Origin of the sequence: Nitrosospira sp. Is2 (genome assembly GCF_033095785.1) — a bacterium.
Lineage (GTDB): Bacteria > Pseudomonadota > Gammaproteobacteria > Burkholderiales > Nitrosomonadaceae > Nitrosospira.
This window is the reverse complement of the sequence record NZ_CP137134.1, coordinates 1,033,425-1,053,531: the sequence shown is the minus strand read 5'-3', so window position 1 is coordinate 1,053,531 and position 20,107 is coordinate 1,033,425. Positions and strand designations below refer to the sequence as shown.

Annotated in this window: 11 protein-coding genes; 7 read left to right on the top strand and 4 right to left on the bottom strand. The window is 55.8% G+C overall.

Annotation, left to right across the window (positions count from 1 at the left end; all coding sequences use genetic code 11):
- Nucleotides 1-111: 111 nt before the first annotated feature.
- The 4 genes from R5L00_RS04585 to R5L00_RS04570 form a co-directional block, all read right to left on the bottom strand.
- Complete coding sequence (locus tag R5L00_RS04585; protein ID WP_107693849.1) at nt 112-396, bottom strand: HU family DNA-binding protein; 285 nt, start codon at nt 394-396, stop codon at nt 112-114.
- A gap of 624 nt (nt 397-1,020) precedes the next feature.
- Entirely contained in the window at nt 1,021-4,215 is a 3,195-nt protein-coding gene (locus R5L00_RS04580; protein ID WP_317653564.1) for an efflux RND transporter permease subunit, read from the bottom strand.
- A 64-nt stretch (nt 4,216-4,279) separates the two neighbouring features.
- Nucleotides 4,280-5,512: an efflux RND transporter periplasmic adaptor subunit gene (locus tag R5L00_RS04575; RefSeq protein ID WP_317653563.1), complete on the bottom strand. Its 1,233-nt coding sequence runs from the start codon at nt 5,510-5,512 to the stop codon at nt 4,280-4,282.
- 214 nt (nt 5,513-5,726) lie between these two features.
- Nucleotides 5,727-7,103, bottom strand: a complete 1,377-nt coding sequence (locus tag R5L00_RS04570; protein WP_317653562.1) for an efflux transporter outer membrane subunit — start codon at nt 7,101-7,103, stop codon at nt 5,727-5,729.
- Between the two features lie 159 nt (nt 7,104-7,262).
- On the opposite strand from R5L00_RS04570, the gene R5L00_RS04565 reads away from it, so the two are divergent.
- The 7 genes from R5L00_RS04565 to R5L00_RS04535 all read left to right on the top strand — a co-directional run bounded on the left by R5L00_RS04565 (nt 7,263) and on the right by R5L00_RS04535 (nt 20,078).
- A complete protein-coding gene (locus tag R5L00_RS04565; RefSeq protein WP_107693853.1) occupies nt 7,263-7,769 on the top strand; it encodes an RNA polymerase factor sigma-70 in 507 nt (168 codons plus the stop codon).
- A 122-nt stretch (nt 7,770-7,891) separates the two neighbouring features.
- Complete coding sequence (locus R5L00_RS04560) at nt 7,892-8,104, top strand: FecR/PupR family sigma factor regulator (RefSeq protein ID WP_317653561.1); 213 nt, start codon at nt 7,892-7,894, stop codon at nt 8,102-8,104.
- Between the two features lie 285 nt (nt 8,105-8,389).
- Entirely contained in the window at nt 8,390-8,620 is a 231-nt protein-coding gene (locus tag R5L00_RS04555; protein WP_317653560.1) for an MbtH family protein, read from the top strand.
- On the top strand, nt 8,551-9,357 hold the full coding sequence (locus R5L00_RS04550; RefSeq protein WP_317653559.1) for a thioesterase II family protein: 807 nt from the start codon (nt 8,551-8,553) through the stop codon (nt 9,355-9,357). The genes R5L00_RS04555 and R5L00_RS04550 overlap by 70 nt, the downstream gene beginning before the upstream one ends.
- The gene (locus R5L00_RS04545; protein WP_317653557.1) at nt 9,335-10,063 is read left to right on the top strand and encodes a 4'-phosphopantetheinyl transferase family protein; all 729 of its coding nucleotides are present in this window, start codon (nt 9,335-9,337) and stop codon (nt 10,061-10,063) included. Before R5L00_RS04550 ends, R5L00_RS04545 begins: the two co-directional genes overlap by 23 nt.
- A 119-nt stretch (nt 10,064-10,182) precedes the next feature.
- Entirely contained in the window at nt 10,183-15,471 is a 5,289-nt protein-coding gene (locus R5L00_RS04540; protein WP_317653556.1) for a non-ribosomal peptide synthetase, read from the top strand.
- Entirely contained in the window at nt 15,471-20,078 is a 4,608-nt protein-coding gene (locus tag R5L00_RS04535; RefSeq protein ID WP_317653555.1) for a type I polyketide synthase, read from the top strand. The genes R5L00_RS04540 and R5L00_RS04535 overlap by 1 nt, the downstream gene beginning before the upstream one ends.
- The last annotated feature ends 29 nt before the right edge of the window (nt 20,079-20,107 follow it).

Here is a 20,107-nt window from a genome sequence, read left to right as displayed (position 1 = left end):
AAAGCTGACCCGGGCGGCGAACCGGGCAGATCCGAGCAACAACGGCAAGCACTTGCTAGTGCCTATAAGCGGGAGCGCCTGAAACTGATGGCGCTTTACCGCCGGTGGTCGTTACTTTCCGCCGCCATTGACCGCCGCCTTAAGCGCTACACCTGGTTTGAATGCTGCGACCCTCGATGCGGCAATCTTCAGTTCCTCACCGGTCCTGGGATTGCGGCCAGTTCGTGCCGCACGCTCACGTACTTCGAACGTTCCAAAGCCCGGCAACGTCAGTGAATCCCCTTTTCTCAGCGTATCGGAAATAATTTCCACCAGTGCGCTTACCGCGCGGTCGGCGGCAGCGCCGCTGGAGTCAGTCTTTGCACCCAGTGCATCAACGAGTTCTTTTTTAGTCATGTTTTTAATCCGTTTCCAATTAGTTAATCGGGGCACCATTATAACGGGCAAGGAGCTGGAGGACTGGCATTAACAGGATGTGGTAATTCTTGGTCCTCCAGTTCCCAGTGTCCTTGATGAAGGTCTTCGTATGAAACCTTCCTGTCTGCCAGGGCGCATAAAGAGGTTAGTTTTGCGTTCATGTAGCGATTGTTACGCAAGCTTCGGATCAATAGAGAAGGAATCTGGACTGGTTGCCAAGAAAGCACTCTCTTCACAAAGAGCTAACAAATAAGTTACAATTTTTTCACAGTTGTTCGTACTTTTACTATACCTGTGCTCAACTAACGACAGAGGACGATAATGAAAATAGGAAAACTTGTCGCCATTTCATATTTCCTGGGTATGGGGGCGGCCCTGCTGGTTCTGGTTTTTGTTCTTAATTCTTGAATCCTTTCGGAATTCTGGATAACTTGCAAAAAGGGAGTTAGTTATGGGTCTACAACGACACTTGGGAACAAAGCTACAGATAAAGCAGCGTAGGCAATTGCTTCCCGCAAAGCCTTTATTGGCATGGGTTTCGGCCTCCTATAAGCGTTCCTAGAATATATGAACGCACCCAGTTTTTGCATCGAATTACCTGGGCTACCTGGGCTGTACGGTAGAAGTTGGGCTAAACCCAAGTCGGGATTTATCTAAAATAGCGTAACTGACCGGGGTCAGTATCAGGCTGGCAGTCATTCCAATCAACAGGCCGACTGTTAATGATAAGGTCATCGGGACCAGAAACTGGGCTTGCTCGCTTGTTTCCAGCAGAATGGGGAGAAACCCCACAAAATTAGTGAGGAAGGCCAACAGAATGGGCCGGAACCGAGCGGTGCAGGCTTCTACGATGAGGTCTGCCATAGATACGTCGGTTGCCCCTTCTCGTTGCTTGACATAATCCAGGAGCACGAGGCTGTCGTTTACAACCACGCCACTCGCCGCAATCATGCCGACCAAAGATTCCATGGATAACGGCAGGCCAATCAGCCAGTGTGCCCACACTGCTCCTGCCCAGGCCACCGGGGCTCCCATTAAAAAGATGAGCGGTTTTACATAAGACTCGAAGGGAATCGCGATCAAGGCATAGATTAAGGTTAAAGCAATCGCGGTTAAGAATATCAGGGTGCGGGCAGTATCTTCCTGTTCCTGGCGTTCTTCGCCGATATTGATATCCAGCCCGGGGAACTGCCGTTTGAGTTGTGGAATTTCTTCAGCGGCCAAACTGGCGTGGAGCGCATTGAGGTCCGTCAACTTGGAATCCATCTGTGCTTGAACTTTGAGAATACGCTGCCGGTCCTGGCGTATCAGCATGGACTGGCCGGGTACGAGATCGATTTCGGCAAGGGTTCCCAAAGGTGCCTGACCCCCGTTGGGCAGTCGTATGGGAAGACTGGACAGGCCATGCAAGGAATCCCGCTCGTTGCGAGGCAGGCGCACCATTACTTTTACCTCGTTACGACCCCTCTGGAACCGGTGCACTTCATCCCCGTAGTACGCGTGCCGCGTTTGTTCGGCAAGATCCTCCAGACGAAGGCCCAGGTGTTCCGCTTCCGGTTTCACTCGAAGACGAACTTCCGGTTTGCCGGGCTCGGCCGAGTCTATGACATCATATACGCCAGGGTAGCCCGCCAGCTTTTGCTTTAACTGGGCGGCCGCCAGGGACAGAACAGCTGGGTCGGAGTGTCCCAGATCAAATTCCATATCGAAGGGGAGGTCGCCCTCTTTATACAGGAACTCGATCTTGGCGCGGCCGATGTCTCCAATGCGCTTCCGCCATTCGCGCACGAATTCCTCCACAACAATATGTTTTCGTCCCGTGGGTGATAGTTCCGTCCAGAAACCGGCCTCGTGTTCCGCGATGATGGTTTCCACTCCGACGATGACGCTTTGCTGGATATGAGGATCGCGAATTCGGGCTTCCCTGTCCAGTTTGTCTCGAACTTCCAGGAGTGCCCGTTCCACTTTTTCTGCGATGCGGCGGGTTTCACTGTACGGAAGGTCTTTGGGTAATTTCAGAGCGACCCAGAAGCTGTCTTTCGTTACATCAGCCTGTAGGGAAAGCCGGACATAGCCGCCCGCGACCAACGCAGCGGCCAGCATCAGGATCACGGCAAATGTCGCAATGGTGAGGTAGCGCCAAGCCAGGGCTTTTTCCAGCAAAGGTCTATAAACACCATGGATGAAACGCTTTAAGCCGCGATTAAGGCTGGCTCGCACCTTCGCCAGTGGAGTAAGCGCAACCGGTTTGGGGGGCGTGGCAAGATGAGAAGGTAAGATCAGAAGTGCTTCAACCAGTGAAAACACGAGGGTGAGAATCATTACCAGGCAGATGGGCTTCATCATCTGGCCAGCCCATCCCGGCAGGAACAAGCCGGGCAGGAAGGCGACGAGAACGATCATGACAGCGACGATTACCGGCAAGGAAACCTCGCGGGCACCGGAAATCGCCGCCTCAAGATACGCTATTTTTCTTTTGCCGGCTTCCAGGAACGCTGCCTCAGTTCCTTGTTTCGACGAACCGGGAACAACTACCGCTTCCTGTTTCGCATGGATGGATTCGCCGATAATGATGGCGTCATCTACGAGTACACCCATAGCCAGAAGAAAGCCGAACAGGGATAGCATGTTGAGTGACACATCCAGCGCTGGCATGAGCCAGAATGCGCCAAAAATGGACGTCAGAATGCCGATACCCGCCCAGATGGCGACCTTGAAATCGAGAAATAAAGTCAATATCAGGCAAACGAGCACAAAGCCGGTCAGCCCATCCTCGAGCAGCGTTCCGATGCGTTCCTCGTAGGCTTGAGAATCGTCCCACCAGCTAATAAGCCCTATTCCAGGCGGCAGCTGGGTTTGCATTTCCGACACGTATGCTTTGACCCGCCGTGCCACTTCAACCGTATCTCGTTCGGCGTGAATCTCCCAGCCCTGCGCAGTCTCTCCGTTATGGTGCCATTCCGACAGGCGCTCCTCGAGACCGTCCTTGATCTCTGCCACGTCACGGAGTAGTACCCGGCTGCCGTCCGTGTTGGTTTTCACCACCAGGGTTCCGACTGAGACGTTGTCCTGCGCTTTACCCTTGACGCGAAGCAACAGTTCCCCCATCGGGTTTTTTATTACCCCGCCGGGTAGATCTATCGAGGCGCGCCTTATCGTTTCGGTGACTTCGTTGAGCGATACACGAAACTGGCGCAACCGCTCGGATGAAACCTCGATAGCGAGTTCATAGGGAAGGTCATAGTAGTTGTGCGCGCGAGTAACACCCGGGATCTGGGACAGGTCGCCCTGAATACGGTCGCTAAGACGCTTCAGCGTAAGGGCATCGGTAGGTCCGTGCAATGCTACCCAGATAACGCCGTCATCCCCGATGCGATGACCTGGAAGAACCTCGATCCTCTCCAACCCCTTGGGCAGACGGGGTATGGCTTGAACACGTCCCTGAATCGTGTTCATTACCTGGTTTTTATCGTGATCGGGGAGGATAACGACCTTGACGGTGCATTCGCCTTCTATGATTTCCGTTTTAAGTCGCTTTACGCCAGATAAATTATAAATGGCCTCTTCAATCCGGACACAAACCGACTCCTCGATTTCCAGTGGACCTGCTCCCGGATAGACAGCTTTGACGTCGATCTGGTGAGGCGTAAATCGAGGGAATACTTCCTTATCCATGAGCAACAGACTGCCACCTCCGCCGATGAGGATGAGTAGCATTAGCAGATTGGCGGCAATCGGATTAGAAGCAAACCAGGCGACCAAGCCGGAGGGCGGCACGGTAGAAAGTATCGGCCTCACTTTGGTTTTTCCTCGCAGGGGCGCGGCGAGGGGAAGTGACAGGGGGAGAGGGAGAAAAGATTCATCACATTGCTTGGTCAGGCATCGACGTATCCGCCAGCGTCTTTGCGGACGTCAATCCGGGTGACACGATTTCCGGCCGTAGCTTCATTCCTTCCACAGGCACCTGAATCCCGGAGATGACGACGCGATCTCCAGTGTCAAGACCACTTTTTACCAGAACACGGTCGGGCTCGCGGCGCAGGATACTTACCTGGCGGATACGCAGGCGGTCTTCTCTATCAACCCATAACACTTTATGAGAGGTGTTGACTGCTCCGGAGGGCAGGACGAATACATCGGATTGATCTCTACCCTCGATTTCCGCATTTACGAACAGCCCGGGCATAAGCGGGGATTGGCCTGCTTTTACCGTATACGGATCTCGTACTTCCGCGACCGCATGTAGAAGGCCCGTTTCTTCATCCAAGGCGCCTTCAGCGCGGACGATGTGTCCTTCCCACGACTGCATCGCCCCCGCGAAGTGGGTGCTAAAAATGACTTTGGGACCTGTCTCTGATTTGCTTTTCCGGTGGGCCAGCAGCAGATCAAAGTAGGTGAACTGATCGGTCGCCAAGGGCAGGCGCACCTGGACGACGTCAATGGCATAGATGCGCGCCAGTTTTTCGCCGGGTTGAACATATTGTCCGAGACCAGTATGCCGTTCCCTGACCCTTCCGGCGAAGGGTGCCCGCCACTCGCATCGGCTACGCTGCAGGCGGGCCTTGGTCAGATCGGCCTCGGCGGCTTTCAATTTTGCACGTGCTTCAGCCAATTGCGGCTGGCGCAAGGTCAGAGCCGAGGGTTCTCCTTCCCCTAGCGAGTGCCATTCGTTGCGAGCCTGCTCCGCCTGCGCTTCTTCCGTCATGACTTGGCGTTCCGCCTCGGCAATGCGGGCATGCGCCTCAGCGATTGCATAATCGTAGTTGCGCGCATCTATTTTTATCAGTACATCCCCAGGCTCAAAGAATCCTCCCGCTACGAGACTCGGATGCAGTTGAACGATCTGGCCGGCTACTTCCGGCACCAGATCAATCTCGGTGCGAGGCACCACCACGCCCTGAGAGCGGATATTCAGCTTGACGGTCTGCGGTTCAACTTTGACGACCTGCACCAGCGGCGCTTCATCATTTAGTATTTGTGACGTTGGCTGCGGTTTGTGGACTACGATGGCCCACGAAATACTGATACCCGTCAGTACCACAACGACGGGGGCGATGATTTTCAGCGCAGCTTTGCTTTTAAAGTTTTTCAGCATGTTTTCGCGGAGCTATTGGACGAGTTGTCCCTGAAACGCTCGACCAGTGTTACGGACACTTGACCGCTGCGCATGCAAGGTATCCGGTGGCTAATGGTAAAGCCGGCCATGTTTGTCCTACCCTTTTTTCCGCAATGAATCTTCGTCGCCGCCGCGTTCCTGGACCGCTTTTTTTTCCTGCTAAAAAAGTCGTTGGGTTCAGAGATTTCTGTTATCAAACGCCGCCTCCCAATGCAAGAAAAAGATTGATTCGGTTATTCAGCAACTGCCGTTTTACAGAAATATGAGCGCTTTGCGCATTCAATGTGCTGCGGTAACTGTCCAACAGCGTGAGAATTTCGATCATACCAAGCTGGTAGGAGTAGACGGCCAGCTTGCGGCTCGCCTCTGTTTGTTCAACGGCCTGCCTTAATGCCTTTTCTTGTTCCCGCAACCATTCATCTGCAGCCAGTACCTGTTCCACTTCGCGAAATGCGTTTAGCGCCGTGCTTTTGTAAAGGTTCAGCGCTTCCTCCGCACGGGCCTCGTTCAGCTGAATCTCGCCGCGAATGCGGCCGCCGGTAAACAGGGGCTGCATCATGCCTATTACAACATTCCAGGCGAGCGCGCGGGGGTCGACCAGATCGGTCAATGCTGTGCTGCGCGTGCCTCCCGCGGCGGTTAGGACGATCCGTGGCAAGAGAAGTTTTTTTGCGCTTTGCACTCGGGAGTCGGCTGCTACCAGGCGGTCGAAAGCAGCGACAAGATCGGGCCGCCGCTCCAACAGTTCGGACGGTAATCCGGAGGGGAGGCCCGATGGCGGCTCCGGTAGTGTCGAAGCTTCGGTCAGGCGCCCTGCCGGATAACGCCCAAGCAGCACCTCAAGCCGGCGGTTAATCAACTGGATCTGGTTGCGGGCCTCCGAGAGCTCCGCCTCGGCGGTGGCAAGGTCGGTAAGCGCGAGGCGCAAATCAAGCGCGTTCGTTATGCCCCGCGCAAAACGTCCCCGTACAAGCTGAACAATTGTGCGCCGGTCTTTGACCGACTGCTCCGCTACCTCTGACTGAAGCCTCGCCTCGGTCAGCTCGAAATAACTTTGCGCAATCCTCGCCGCCAGGGAAAGCCGCGCGCCGTTAAGATCCGACGCTACCGCACCGGCCTCCAGAAGGGCGGCCTGCCTGACATCCCTGATTCTGCCCCATACATCCAGCTCCCAGCTGAGGCTGAAGATGGCATCGAAGACGCCGAACCTTGCTGACCCGAATCCTGCTTCCCTAACCTGTACTTGTTGATGATCGGAGGTGAAGAATATTTGAGGAAATAGACCGGACCCATCGATCCGAGCCTGAGCGATGGCGGCATCCAGCCGTGTCGCCGCTGCTTTCAGGTCGTAGTTGTTGGCCAGAGCGCTTTGCACCAGTGCGCTCAGGTTGGGGTCATCAAATGTTTCCACCCAATGTTGGGGTGCCGGTCGAGAGATTTCGCGATTTGCGCCCCATTCCGCAGGAATTGCGGCTCCAACATCCGAGACGTGCCTTTGCGGTATTGTCCAGCAGCCGCCAACGCATACCAGAACGATCGACAAAAGGGTTAGCGCGAGGAGCTGTGGCACTTCATACCTTCCATACTTTGCGTTGATTAGGAACTGTCCTTGGAAAAGCTCGATCCCAACTGAACCCGGACTTATCCATATTGTAAAAGAAAAACTATTATATGATAATACGAATCGTTCTCGTTTTTGTTATTATAAGCTTTTGCAGGAGTGCGGGGGATGACTGTTGAGAAACAGCTTGACCTGGGGGAAGTATTCATGGCTCATCGGTCGCAATTGCGCTGGGCGGCGCTGAAGATTCTGGGAAATCCCGAGCGTGCCGAAGATGTGGTGCAGGACGCCTACCTCAAGGTTTCAGAAGCGGCTGCGGTATTTGATATCAAGCAACCGCTGGCCTACCTGTACCAGATGGTGCGCAATCTGGCCATCGACCATCATCGGCGTCTTTCGCTCGAAATGAATCTTTTCGAGGCTGAGGATGATGGACTTCATGTGGCTGCTCATACCGGACTGCCTGAAGCTATCGCAATCAGTCGTCAGCACCTTACGCTGATTGCCACAGCCCTGTCCGAACTTCCGGAACGGACGAGGCGCGTTTTCGAACTCCATCGGCTGGAAGGGCAAACCCATCGTACCATTGCCGCGGAGCTGAATATCTCGACATCTCTGGTAAATATCCTGATTCACGAAGCGATGGATCATTGCCGCGCTGTTCTTCGTTCCTAATCGCGTTTTCCAATCTGCCGCGATCCGCTATACTGATCCCGTTTTGGCCGTCGCAGGCGGACCGAAATCGATGAATCCAAGGCTCGGATAATCGAACCCCAATCGTTGTAACCGTAGATGTTGTGACAGATCCGCAATGGCAAGATCAGGTGTGGGGAACGGCGGTCGAGTGGGTAATGCGCACCCACGGAACGATGAACCCGGCCGATCTGAAAGAATTATCGAAGTGGCTGAAGGCGCACCCGTCTCACCGGGAGGCCTATGAAGAGGCTGCGCGTGTCTGGTTGCTCACCGGGCTGGTCCCGCCCTCCAATCCTCCTTCAGGGGATGAATAGTGTCAACCCCCATCATCGTCTGACCGTTTCGCCGGATAAATTATTATTCTGATTGTTGATCGCGTTCTCCCAAGCACCCTATGACCTGGGAAAGCTGCCAGGTTAGCGTGCTTGGATGAGCAATGAGATTCGGCCCGGCGCCTCCTGCCGAGTTTATTTCGCCGCTCCCGCAAGACCTCGTCCATTTATTTCTGAATTCTTCACATCCTCGTTCGTCTAGCTAAATACGATTAAGACTCATTCCTAATCATTCGATTGGAATTACTTGCTTAAAAGGAAAAAGTGATGACGAGTTGTTTTGACCGCGAAGATGGGACTTTTCGAGTTCTGGTTAATCATGAGGAGCAATATTCAATTTGGCCGGACTGGAAGGCGGTTCCAGGGGGCTGGAACGATGTCGGAATAAGAGGCGATAAGAAAACCTGCCTTGAATATATCGAGAAGACATGGACCGATATGCGTCCGCTCAGTCTGAGGCGCTTCATGGACGGACCGTCTACAGTGGACGGGCGATAATGCCCCCTTCCCTGACTGTTTTCAGCCTGCCTTGTGCTGGCGCAAGTGCGGTCACGTACCTACGTTGGCGCCGCAGACTTCCGGCCTGGGTGCAGATCGAGCCGGTCGAACTACCTGGCCGTGGTGGACGCTTGCATGAGTCGACCGAAGAGGGCTTCGATGCGCTGGCTGCGCGCTTGTGTGATGAACTGGAGAATGATCCCCCGCAGCGATATGCGCTCTATGGACATAGCATGGGGGCCCTGCTGGCGTACCGGATTGCACATTGCCTGCGCATGAGAAAGCGGCAGATGCCCCTGGCACTGCTGGTATCGGCTTGCGCCGCCCCGTCTCAACAGGATTGGAGGCGTTATGCCAATAGAGACTCCGCTGCGCTACTTGTCACCGAATTGCGGAAACAGAACGGGACGCCCGAGGAGGTGTTCGAGAATCCCGAACTGCTTTCCATGACATTGAGTTTGCTCCGCTCGGATTTTCGTGTCTGCGCAAGCTTCCGCTACGAGGCGTCAGCGCCGCTATCGATACCTATTCACGCTTTCGGGGGACGCGCCGATGAGATTCTCCCATCCAGACTGGAAGCATGGCGGTACGAAAGCACCGCGGAATTTTCCTTGAATTGGTTCGACGGGGGCCACTTCTTTATCCGGCAGCAGGAAGAGGTGTTTCTTTCCACCCTGGTGCAACGCCTGGCCGGTGAAACCGTCGAGATATCCGATGCGGCGCTTACCTCTGCCTGAGTCGGTTCCCCCTGGCATCGAAGTGTGGCTGCTCCCCTTAGATTTGAACATGCCTTTATCGAAGCGAGATTTGGCGTTGTTAAATCGCGATGAGCGTTCACATGCGTTGCGGTTCCGCAGGCACGAAGACCGGGTTCGTTCGGTTATGGCGCGGGCGGCGCTCAGGCAAATTTTGTCGTCCCGGACGGGCGTGCTGCCGGACAAGCTACGGTTCTTCGTCAACGATTATGGAAAGCCGAGCGTAGTTGGGAACTGGGGACTCGAATTCAATATTTCGCACTCGGGATGCTTCGCGCTGATCGCACTTTCAACGAGCGGCCAAGTTGGGGTGGATATCGAGTGTCGCGACCGCGACCTCGACATCGAAGAGCTGAGTATGCACGTCTTTTCGCCGCTTGAGCGCCGGTCCGGACTGCAGACAACTGAAGCGTTCTTTGACCGCTGGGTTGCAAAAGAATCGGTGCTTAAGGCGCTGGGGCTGGGGATTTCCCAGCACTTGCAAGTGCTTTCGATCCTTCCTCGCGATAACGCGGGTTATGAAATTGTGCATGACCAGCCAGAGTGGGCGGACGTAAGCGCCTGGCCCATCAAGGCGCCTGATAATTATGCTGCGGCACTCGCATGGAAAAGTCGACAAGACGGGAAGTGCGCCCGAAGCTCTCCAGTTGCTCTGCAGACAGTAGGCTCAAGACTGGAAGCCAGCTAAGTACTGGATGGACTACTGCAAATTTGCATGATCAGTTTGATTTCCACTTACATCCCGCTTATCGCCGCAGGCGCCAGCGCTTTAGGGGATTCGGTGGGCACCTTAAGGGAAGGGTTACGATGAACGCAAGATTGATTTCACTGCGCGGGTTTCCGCGCGACATGGTTACGCACCTCCGTATGCTGGCAGCAGAGCGCCCGGGCGATACGGCGTTGATCGCAGTGCATCAGGCGGATGATGATGTCCTCGAGAGAAAGCTCGATTATAAAACATTGGATCAGCATGTCCGGGCGCTGGCTGCAGCCCTTCAAGATCGATTTGCAGCAGGGGAACGCGCGCTGCTACTCCTTGAAAATGACGAGCACTATGTCAGTGGGTTTTTTGCGTGCCTTTATGCTGGTCTGATCGCCGTGCCCGTTTTTCCCCCCGAAGCGGTGCGAGAGCGCCACCTGGCGCGACTGCTCGCGATCGCGTCCGACGCGGAGGCACGCTGCATTCTGACCACAACCGAACTCATGCCCCTGATCGGCAATGCGGCCGTAGACCAGTTTTCTTTCGCTACCGTGCTTGCAGTGGACGCCGTGCAGCCCAACGACGCCGGGGCCTGGCGCGCACACATGCCGAAGAACGAGGATATCGCCTTCCTGCAATACACCTCCGGTTCCACCTCTACGCCAAAAGGCGTGATGGTCAGCCATGGGAATCTAATGGTGAATGCGAGGGCCTTCGAACAGAGCATGTCGATAAACGCCGAGGATACATTCGTGAGTTGGCTGCCGCTTTACCACGACCTCGGTCTGATTGGCGGTTTGCTGCAGCCCATCCACCGGGGCATTCCTTCCGTGCTGATGACGCCCAAATTTTTTATCGAGAGGCCGGTCCGCTGGCTGGAAGCGATCTCTCGTCACCGCGCTACCGTCAGCGGCGCACCGAATTTCGCCTTTCAGTTGTGCGTGGAGCGGGTCAGGAACGCGCAGTTGGAGGAACTTGATTTGTCGAGCTGGCGAGTTGCTTTTTGTGGGGCGGAACCCGTAAGACTCAGCACCATGAGCGCATTCAGTGAACGTTTTGCCCCAGTGGGCTTTTCAGCAGAGGCCCTTTATCCCTGCTACGGCTTGGCAGAAGCGACCCTGTTGATCACGGGCGGGGGCCGTGGGGATGGCGCACAGGCGCATTGCTTTTCCGCCGAGATGCTGGCACAAGGCAGAGCCGAGGTGGCGGAGCAGGGACTGCCGGTGGTGGCTTGTGGAATTCCGGTACCCGGCCATATCGTCCGGATCGTAGAGCCCGAGACCTTGGCACAATTGGACGACGGCAATGTCGGTGAGATCTGGATAGGGGGACAAAGCCTTACTCAGGGCTACTGGAGGCGGTCCGCGGAAACGGCAGTAACTTTTGTCCATCAGGACAACAGTCGGTGGCTGCGCACGGGCGATCTTGGCTTTATCCACGACGGGCAAGTCTATATTGCCGGTAGACACAAGGACCTCATCATTATTCGCGGCCAGAATGTTTACCCGCAGGACCTTGAGCAGGTGGTCGAGGAAGAGGTCGAGGCCGTGCGGAAAGGGCGAGTCGCTGCGTTCGCGGTAGAAACAGAGGCGGGAGAAGGTATTGGGATCGCAGTTGAAATATCCCGCGGTATGCAGAAACTTATTCCCGTCGAGGCCCTGGTGCGAGCATTGAGCGAAGCAGTCAGTGGAAGTTGCCATGAACCTCTGTCGGTGGTCGTGCTGCTGAATCCCGGTGCATTGCCCAAGACTTCCAGCGGAAAATTGCAACGTGGCGCCTGTCGCCAGGGATGGCGCGAGCGCACATTGAATGCTTATGCCATTTATGAATTTGGCGGTTTCGTTCTCGGGGGTGGCGCCCATCCGGTGCAAGCAGCCCCGCTTGATGAAACTGAGATAGCGCTGATATCTATCTGGGACGCGGTTCTGAATCGAAAAGGGCTGGGGCGCGAGGACCATTTTTTTGCCAGCGGCGGCAACTCGCTCGCTGCCGTGCAAGCCGCCGCACGTATCGCCGATCGCTGGCAGATCGATTTTCCTCCACGCGGTTTATTTGAGAATCCCCGGTTGCATGAGTGTGCGACCGAAATCAAACGTATTTTATCCACCGGCGCCTCCCTGCACGGCGCGACTGTCAGTATCTTGCCCACCCGGTCCAGCACCGGTCCGGTCAACGCCGCGCCCCTGTCTTTCGGGCAGCATCGTCTATGGTTTCTTTGGCAGCTGGACCCGTCGAGCACCGCGTATCACATCAAACACGCTCTGAGATTCTCGGGATCAATAGATGCGCAGGCGTTGGGAGCAAGTTTCGAAGATATGATTCGCAGGCATGATTCGTTGCGTACGTTTTTTCGCCCGGGAGCGAATGGCGTGGCGGAGCAGGTGGTCCGGCCAGTCGTGCCGTTCGCTATTTCGTCTATTGACCTAAGGGAGACAGTTATCCTGCAGGGAGAAGCGCGAGTTGCGGAAGAGGCGGATCGCTTTGTTTCAACCCCTTTCGATCTCACGCAAGGCCCGCTACTGCGCGTGGCGCTAATACGGGCGGCAGAGGATGAACATATTCTGGTGATGGTGATGCATCACATCATCTCCGATGGTGCTTCAATGCAGATCATGCTCGATGAGTTGGCCACGGGCTATGTCGCCCGCCTTCGAGGTGAAACGGCAGACTTGGACAGGTTGCCCATCCGTTATTCCGACTACGCTGCATGGCAGCGAGAATGGCTGGAAGCTGGAGAAAAAGACAGGCAGCTAGCTTACTGGCGGGGCTACCTGGGTAATGAAGACGCGGTGTTGACTCTTCCCACGGATAATCCTCGGCAGCCGATAGCAAATTACCGGGCTGCGCGATATTCCTTTGACCTGCCGCCGGATGTATTAGATGGATTGCGCCGCCTGGCCCAAGAACGGGGGGCTACGCTCTTCATGACATTATTGGCTGGTTTTCAGGCTTTGCTCTACCGCCATACAGAGCAGCCGGATATTCGTGTGGGCGTGCCGGTGGCCAATCGTAACAGGCTGGAAACCTTGGGCCTGATTGGTTTTTTCGTCAATACACAAGTATTGCGGAGTCGGTTAAATGGCCGCATGGAGCTTGCGAGGCTTTTGGATCAGGCGCGGGAGGCTGCTATCGATGCGCAAGCTAACCAGGACCTGCCGTTCGAGCAACTGGTAGAAGCATTGCAGCCGCAGCGAAGTTTAAGCCATAGCCCGCTCTTTCAGGTGACGATCAACCATCTGGTGATGAATCGTCACAAGCTCCAGCAACTTCCGGGGTTGAAGGTTGCAGATTACCCGCTTACCGAGCAGGCAGCCCAGTTCGAACTGACGCTGGAAACAGTCGAGTCAGCGGACGGCAGCGTACGTGCCAGTTTCATCTATGCCTCCGAGCTGTTTGACCCCGCGACGATGGAGCGGCTGGGCCTGCATTACATTGATGTGCTTCGGGCATTCGCACAACGCCCTGAGCAGGCAGTAGGAGATGTGCCGCTACTGAGTGAACGCGATAAGCTGCGACTGGATGACTGGGGAACGAATAATTCCAGCTTCGTGCCGGTACAAGCCGTGCATCAGCTGATAGCGAGCCGGGCGGAGGAATGTCCGATGGCCACCGCCGTGGTCTTCAGTGACATCAAACTGACTTATGCAGAACTGAATTGCCGGTCGAATCGACTGGCGCATAGATTGATTGGAATGGGCGTCAGGCCAGAAACAAAGGTGGGTATTTCGACAGAACGTTCCATCGAGATGATCATTGGCCTCCTCGCCATCCTCAAGGCCGGAGGAGGATATGTGCCGCTTGATCCCGATTATCCACCGCAGCGGCTAAGCCACATGATGGAAGACAGCGGCATCCAGTTGCTGTTGACGCAAGCCCATGTCAGGGCCCGTATTCCCAATTGCACTGACCTGGAAGTGCTTGAACTTGACGCGCTTGATTTGAAGACGGGGATAGACACCAACCCCGAGGTTCGATTACATGACGATAACCTCGCATATGTTATCTATACGTCTGGATCGACTGGCATGCCTAAAGGTGTCGCGGTTACGCACGGTCCTCTGGCAATGCATCTGGACGCAATTAAGCAGTTCTACGACGTTCGTCCAGGGGACCGGGAGCTAATGTTTTTCTCCATGAACTTCGATGCTGCTGCCGAGCAGTGGATGACCCCCTTGAGCGGCGGCGGCACGCTCGTACTGTCATCCGCCCGCAGCCTTGCAACCGATAGTTTTGCAGATCTGATCACTACTCAGGGAATAACAACGTTGCACTTGCCTCCGGCTTATTTGCGTCTGCTTCTACCGTTGGTGCCCAAAGGCAAATCTTCTGTTCGCGTTTGCATCGCAGGGGGTGAAGCGTGGTTCGCCGCCGACCTCGCCGCGACGCAGGAGGTTTTCGCGGAGGTTCGGCTTGTCAATGCCTACGGTCCGACGGAAACCGTTATCACGCCGGCAGCCTGGATAAGTAATGGCAAAACAAGCGCGGTTGGAGATTACGCGCCTATAGGGCGCCCGGTCGGCCAACGCAGCCTTTATGTGCTGGATAGCGAACTTAATTTCGCGCCCCTGGGCGCGGCAGGCGAACTTTACGTAGGGGGCATGGGTGTGGCGCGCGGTTATCTCAATCGCCCGGCACTTACAGGTGATCGATTCATTCCCGACCCCTTTAATCAGGGAGGAGGCCGGCTCTATCGGACGGGCGATCGGGTGCGTTGGCGGAGCGACGGACAACTGGAATACATTGGCCGGCTTGACCAACAAATCAAGATTCGCGGCTTCCGTGTTGAACTTGGAGAGATTGAGGCCCAGTTGCTGGCGCAGGCCGGTGTGCGCGACGCGGTAGTCGTAGTGCGGGAAAGCCGCAATGGCCCCCGACTGATCGCTTATACAGTGGCTCATGCAGGCGTGGTGCTTAACGTGGGCACAGTGAAAGCAGCGCTACGCGCCGTTCTCCCGGATTACATGCTCCCCAGTTCAATCGTGTTCCTGGAGGCTCTCCCGCTCAGCCCCAACGGCAAGGTTGACCGGAACGCCTTACCTTTGCCCGAGCAATTCGAGGAACAGGATTACGATGCGCCCATCACTCAGATCGAAAAAATGGTTTCCGAAACCTGGGCGGAAATCCTCGAGGTTCCACGCGTCGGGCTGCACAGCAATTTTTTCGACCTTGGCGGCCATTCGCTGCTACTGATCAAAGTCCAATGCAGGCTGGAAGAGCAATTGAATACTCGTATCGCCATTATCGAACTTTTCCGACACACCACGGTTGCCAGCCTCGCAAGGTTTCTCGGCGAGGAACGTGCAGAGAATTCGTCCTTGCTGCGTCATCAGGAGCGGGCGCAGCGGCAACGGGGCACTTTTATTCAACGGAAGCATAGAGCAGGGGGGACGCATTGATGGAACATCCAGAAGAGTTATTGGATAGAGCCGAGCTTGATATCGCCATTATCGGGATGGCAGGCCGTTTCCCAGGTGCAAACGATGTCGACGCGTTCTGGCGCAACCTGCGAGACGGGGTGGAATCAGTGACCTTCTTCACAGAGGAGGAATTGCTTGCTCGCGGCGTCCCAGCCAAGGCGCTGGATGATCCACACTACGTAAAAGCTCGTGCCCATCTGGAAGGGGTGGACCTGTTCGACGCCTCGTTCTTTGGTTACACGCCGCGTGAGGCGGCAGAAACTGACCCCCAGCATCGGCTCTTCCTGGAAGTAGCCTGGCAGGCCCTGGAAGATGCGGGCTATAACGCTTCGACTTACCGTGCTCCCATTGGCGTATACGCAGGGTGCGGGGTAAACACTTATCTTTTGCTGAATCTGTTTCCCAATGGGCGCTTCTCGGACATGCAGGACATCTCCTCACTGCAAGGCTTGATGAACGGCAATAATAAGGACTCGATGACGACCACAGTCTCGTACAAGCTCAATTTGCGCGGGCCCGGCATTACCGTTCAAACGGCTTGCTCGACATCGCTTGCAGCCGTGCACATGGCAAGCCGCGGGCTGCTGAATCACGAGGCGGATATGGCAATGGCCGGCGGGGTGTGGGTAAATCAGTTGCATGATGACGGTTACCGTTACCAGCCCGGCGCGATCCTTTCACCTGATGGGCATTGTCGTGCCTTTGATGCAAGGGCGGCTGGTACCGTTATCGGAAGCGGAGTGGGAATCGTTGTGCTGAAACGGCTCGCGGACGCCCTGGCCGATGGCGACACGATTCACGCGGTGATTAAAGGTTCGGCCATGAATAACGATGGTTCGGCCAAAGTTGGTTATACCGCGCCCAGTGTCGAAGGACAGGCCGAAGTAATCCTCGCCGCGCAGGCGATCGCAGACGTCCCGGCGGACACGATCAGTTATATTGAAGCTCATGGCACCGGAACTACAATGGGCGATCCGATCGAGGTTGCGGCATTGACGCAAGCGTTTCGTGAAAGTACGCAACGGCGTGGCTTTTGCGGCATCGGTTCGGTAAAAACCAACGTTGGTCACTTGGACGCAGCAGCAGGGGTCGCCGGCCTTATCAAAACCGCGCTGGCGCTAAAGCATCGAATTCTGCCACCCAGCCTCAATTATGAGCAGGCTAATCCTCACATCGATTTTTCGTCGAGCCCATTTTACGTCAATACAGCAAGCAAGGTTTGGCCCAGCGGCTCAACTCCGCGTCGGGCCGGTGTAAGCTCCTTTGGCATTGGCGGAACAAATGTTCACGCAATTATTGAAGAGTCTCCGCCGCAGGAACCATCAGGCCCTTCCCGGAAAAATCAGCTTCTTGCGCTTTCGGCGCGCAGCAGTAGTGCGTTGGAGGCAATGGTCACCCGCTTGGGCAACCGGCTCTCGACTCGTCCCGAGCTACCGCTAGCTGATGTTGCCTACACGCTCCTGACCGGTAGAAAAGGCTTCCCCTATCGTGCCGTCGCGCTTTGCTGTGACGGAAATGATGCGATCAGCGTCTTGGAAAACCAGGATCCGCATCGTTTCCTCACCGGCCAGGCGAAGCTTGAAAAGCCCGAGGTGGCTTTTCTTTTTCCAGGTCAGGGAGCCCAATATGTGGATATGGCTCGGGACTTGTATCATGACGAGCCCGTTTTCCGCCGGGAATTCGATCGCTGTGTCGGTCTGCTGAAACCGTATCTTGATTTCGATCTGCTGACGCTGATGTATCAAAGGTCAGACAGCGACGATCAGGCGCAGGTATCGGCCCGGATCGCACAAACCGAAGTGACACAGCCCGCCCTCTTCGTCGTGGAATATGCATTGGCCCGGCTGTGGATGTCATGGAGCATCATCCCGACGGCAATGATAGGGCATAGCGTCGGAGAGTACGTGGCCGCGTGCTTGGCGGGTGTGTTCTCCCTTGAGGACGCGCTCCGCCTCGTGGCGCTGAGGGCGCGCCTGTTACAGCGCATGGAAACCGGCGCCATGCTCTCGGTCATGTTGCCGGAAGCGGAAATTTCGCCCTATTTGAATGCAAATTGTGATCTTGCAGCCGTCAACGGGCCCGAGCTGTGCGTCCTGTCGGGTCTAACGGAGGCAATTGAAGCTGTCGAAGCGGAACTTGGAAATAGAGGGATTGTTACCCGCAGGCTGCATGTTTCTCATGCGTTTCATTCTGCCATGATAGAGCCGATGCTGCCCGCTTTTGTGAATATGGTCGCCAAGACCGAATTGCGTCAGCCCAAAATCCCCTTTCTGTCGAACGTTAGCGGGGACTGGATCACCGCCCAGGAAACAACGGATCCCGATTACTGGGGGCGCCACCTGCGCCGAACGGTGCGTTTTGGTGACGGCCTGCGTGAGTTGCTGAGCAATCCGGGCCGGATCCTGCTGGAGGTTGGGCCCGGCGAGACGCTGACGACGCTTGCAAAGCGTCATCCCAACGCGAAACCGGAACAACTTGTTCTGTCCTCTTTACCGCACCCGGCCAAAGCGCAGTTGGCCCCGAGCCACTTTTACCTTTGCCTTGGCAAACTATGGTTAAGTGGCGTGCCCATCGATTGGGACGCTTTCTATGCCGATGAGCGCCGCCACCGAGTCCCGTTGCCGACCTATCCATTCGAACGTCAGTCCTACTGGGTCAAACCCGAAGGCAGGAGCAACGAAGTCCGCAACAAAGCCTCGAGTCAAGATGGGTTGCACGGGGACGGGCGGACTGAACCTGACGCCCGTTCTCTCGATGACTGGTTCTATGCGCCCTCGTGGCGGCGCGAGAGCGATGCCATGCCGGTTCGCGCATTAACAGACCGGACCGGGTGTGTGGCGATTTTCACGGATGAGCAGCATCTTGGTAGCGGGATGATCACGCATTTGTCAACCGATGGTATCGAGCCTGTCGTAATTTCCCCTGGCGCCACGTTTCGGCGCGAGAATAAGGATCACTTTACGGTGCGGCCTGGCCAACGCGAAGACTATGATCTGCTGCTGCGCGCCATGCGGGATGACGGCAGAACCATAGGCCACATCTTTCATCTCTGGAGCATGACGGCGGATAGCGAGGTGCGGTCGCATGCAGAAAGTCTGACGAAAAACTTCTTTAGCTTGTTCTACCTCGCACAAGCTCTGGAGAGCGTTAAAGGGCTTATTGCTTCTGGTGCAAAGGTCGAAATTACCGTTATTGCCAACCAGTTGGAGGATGTAACCGGCAGTGAACAACTTAGTCCGGAAAAAGCGTCCTTGCTCGGCCCATGCAAAGTTATCCCCCAGGAATACTCCTATCTAACGTGCCGCGTGGTCGATGTCGAATTGCAGGCTTTTGATGAAGCTGCGAAGACGCGCCTCGTTAAACAGGTTCTCGCCGAGGCACAAGCGGATTACGTCCCATCCATAGTTGCCTACCGAGGACCGCACCGGTGGGTCCAGACCTTTGAACCAATCAAGTGCCTTCCGTCTGCTCAAACGCGCCTGAGACAGCACGGCGTCTATTTCATTACCGGCGGACTGGGCGGTATCGGACTGACGCTGGCCGAACATCTGGCCCGCACACAGAAAGCGAAACTGGTCCTCCTGGGGCGTTCTCACATTCCGTCGCGGGAACACTGGCCGAAGGTCCTCTCAACCGCCGAGAAGGCGGACTCAACCCGGCGCAAGATAGAGAAGGTCTTGCTACTGGAGGCGCTCGGTGCGGAAGTGCTGGTGTTGCAAGCCGATGTCGCGATCCAGACCGAGCTGAAAGCGGCTGTTGCTCAGGCACGCCAGCGCTTCGGCAACATTCATGGCGTTATTCATTCAGCCGGCGAAGTCGGCAGCGGGTTGATTTCGGCAAAAACAGAGGACATGGTTGCGGCGGTATTTGCACCCAAACTACAGGGAACACATGCATTGCTAGCCGTATTCAAAAATGAACCCCTTGACTTCATGTTTCTGTGCTCATCGCTTGCATCCATAGCGGGGGGTCTCAGCAAAGTGGATTATTGTGCAGCGAATGCCTACCTTGATGCCGTTGCCCGCGCTGCTTATCGCGACTCCGAGTCACCGGTGATCTCGGTCAATTGGGACAGTTGGCGCGAAGTCGGGATGGCCGCAAGCATGGCCCTGCCGGATGGAGTAGGAATTGCCCCGAACGAGGGTGTGGAAGCTTTCGAGCGCATCGTGAGCAGTGCGGTGAGGCCCCAGGTAATTGTCTCCACCCTCGATTTGAATGCCCGGCTCAGCCAGACTCAGGAGGATCTGATAGCACAGCCTTTTGCATTCACCGCCAGCGAAAAGCAGGCGGAGGAGGGGAGGTACCCAAGGCCGGCATTACAGACTATTTTTATTTCTCCCGACACTGAGTTGGAGAAGAGTATCGCCGAAATTTGGCAGAGTCTGCTCGGGCTGATCGCCGTGGGCACTCATGACAATTTGTTTGAGCTGGGCGGCGATTCCTTGCTGGGTATACAGCTGCTTTCCAGGGTCCGGGCGGCTTTTGGAGTAGACATGCACCCTGCGGATTTCTTCCGGTCTCCCACGGTTGCGGGTCTGGCTGAATTGGTTGAAACGAAATTGCTTGACGAGATCGAGTGCTCATGATCGGCCAGCTTATGTTGGATGGGAACGTT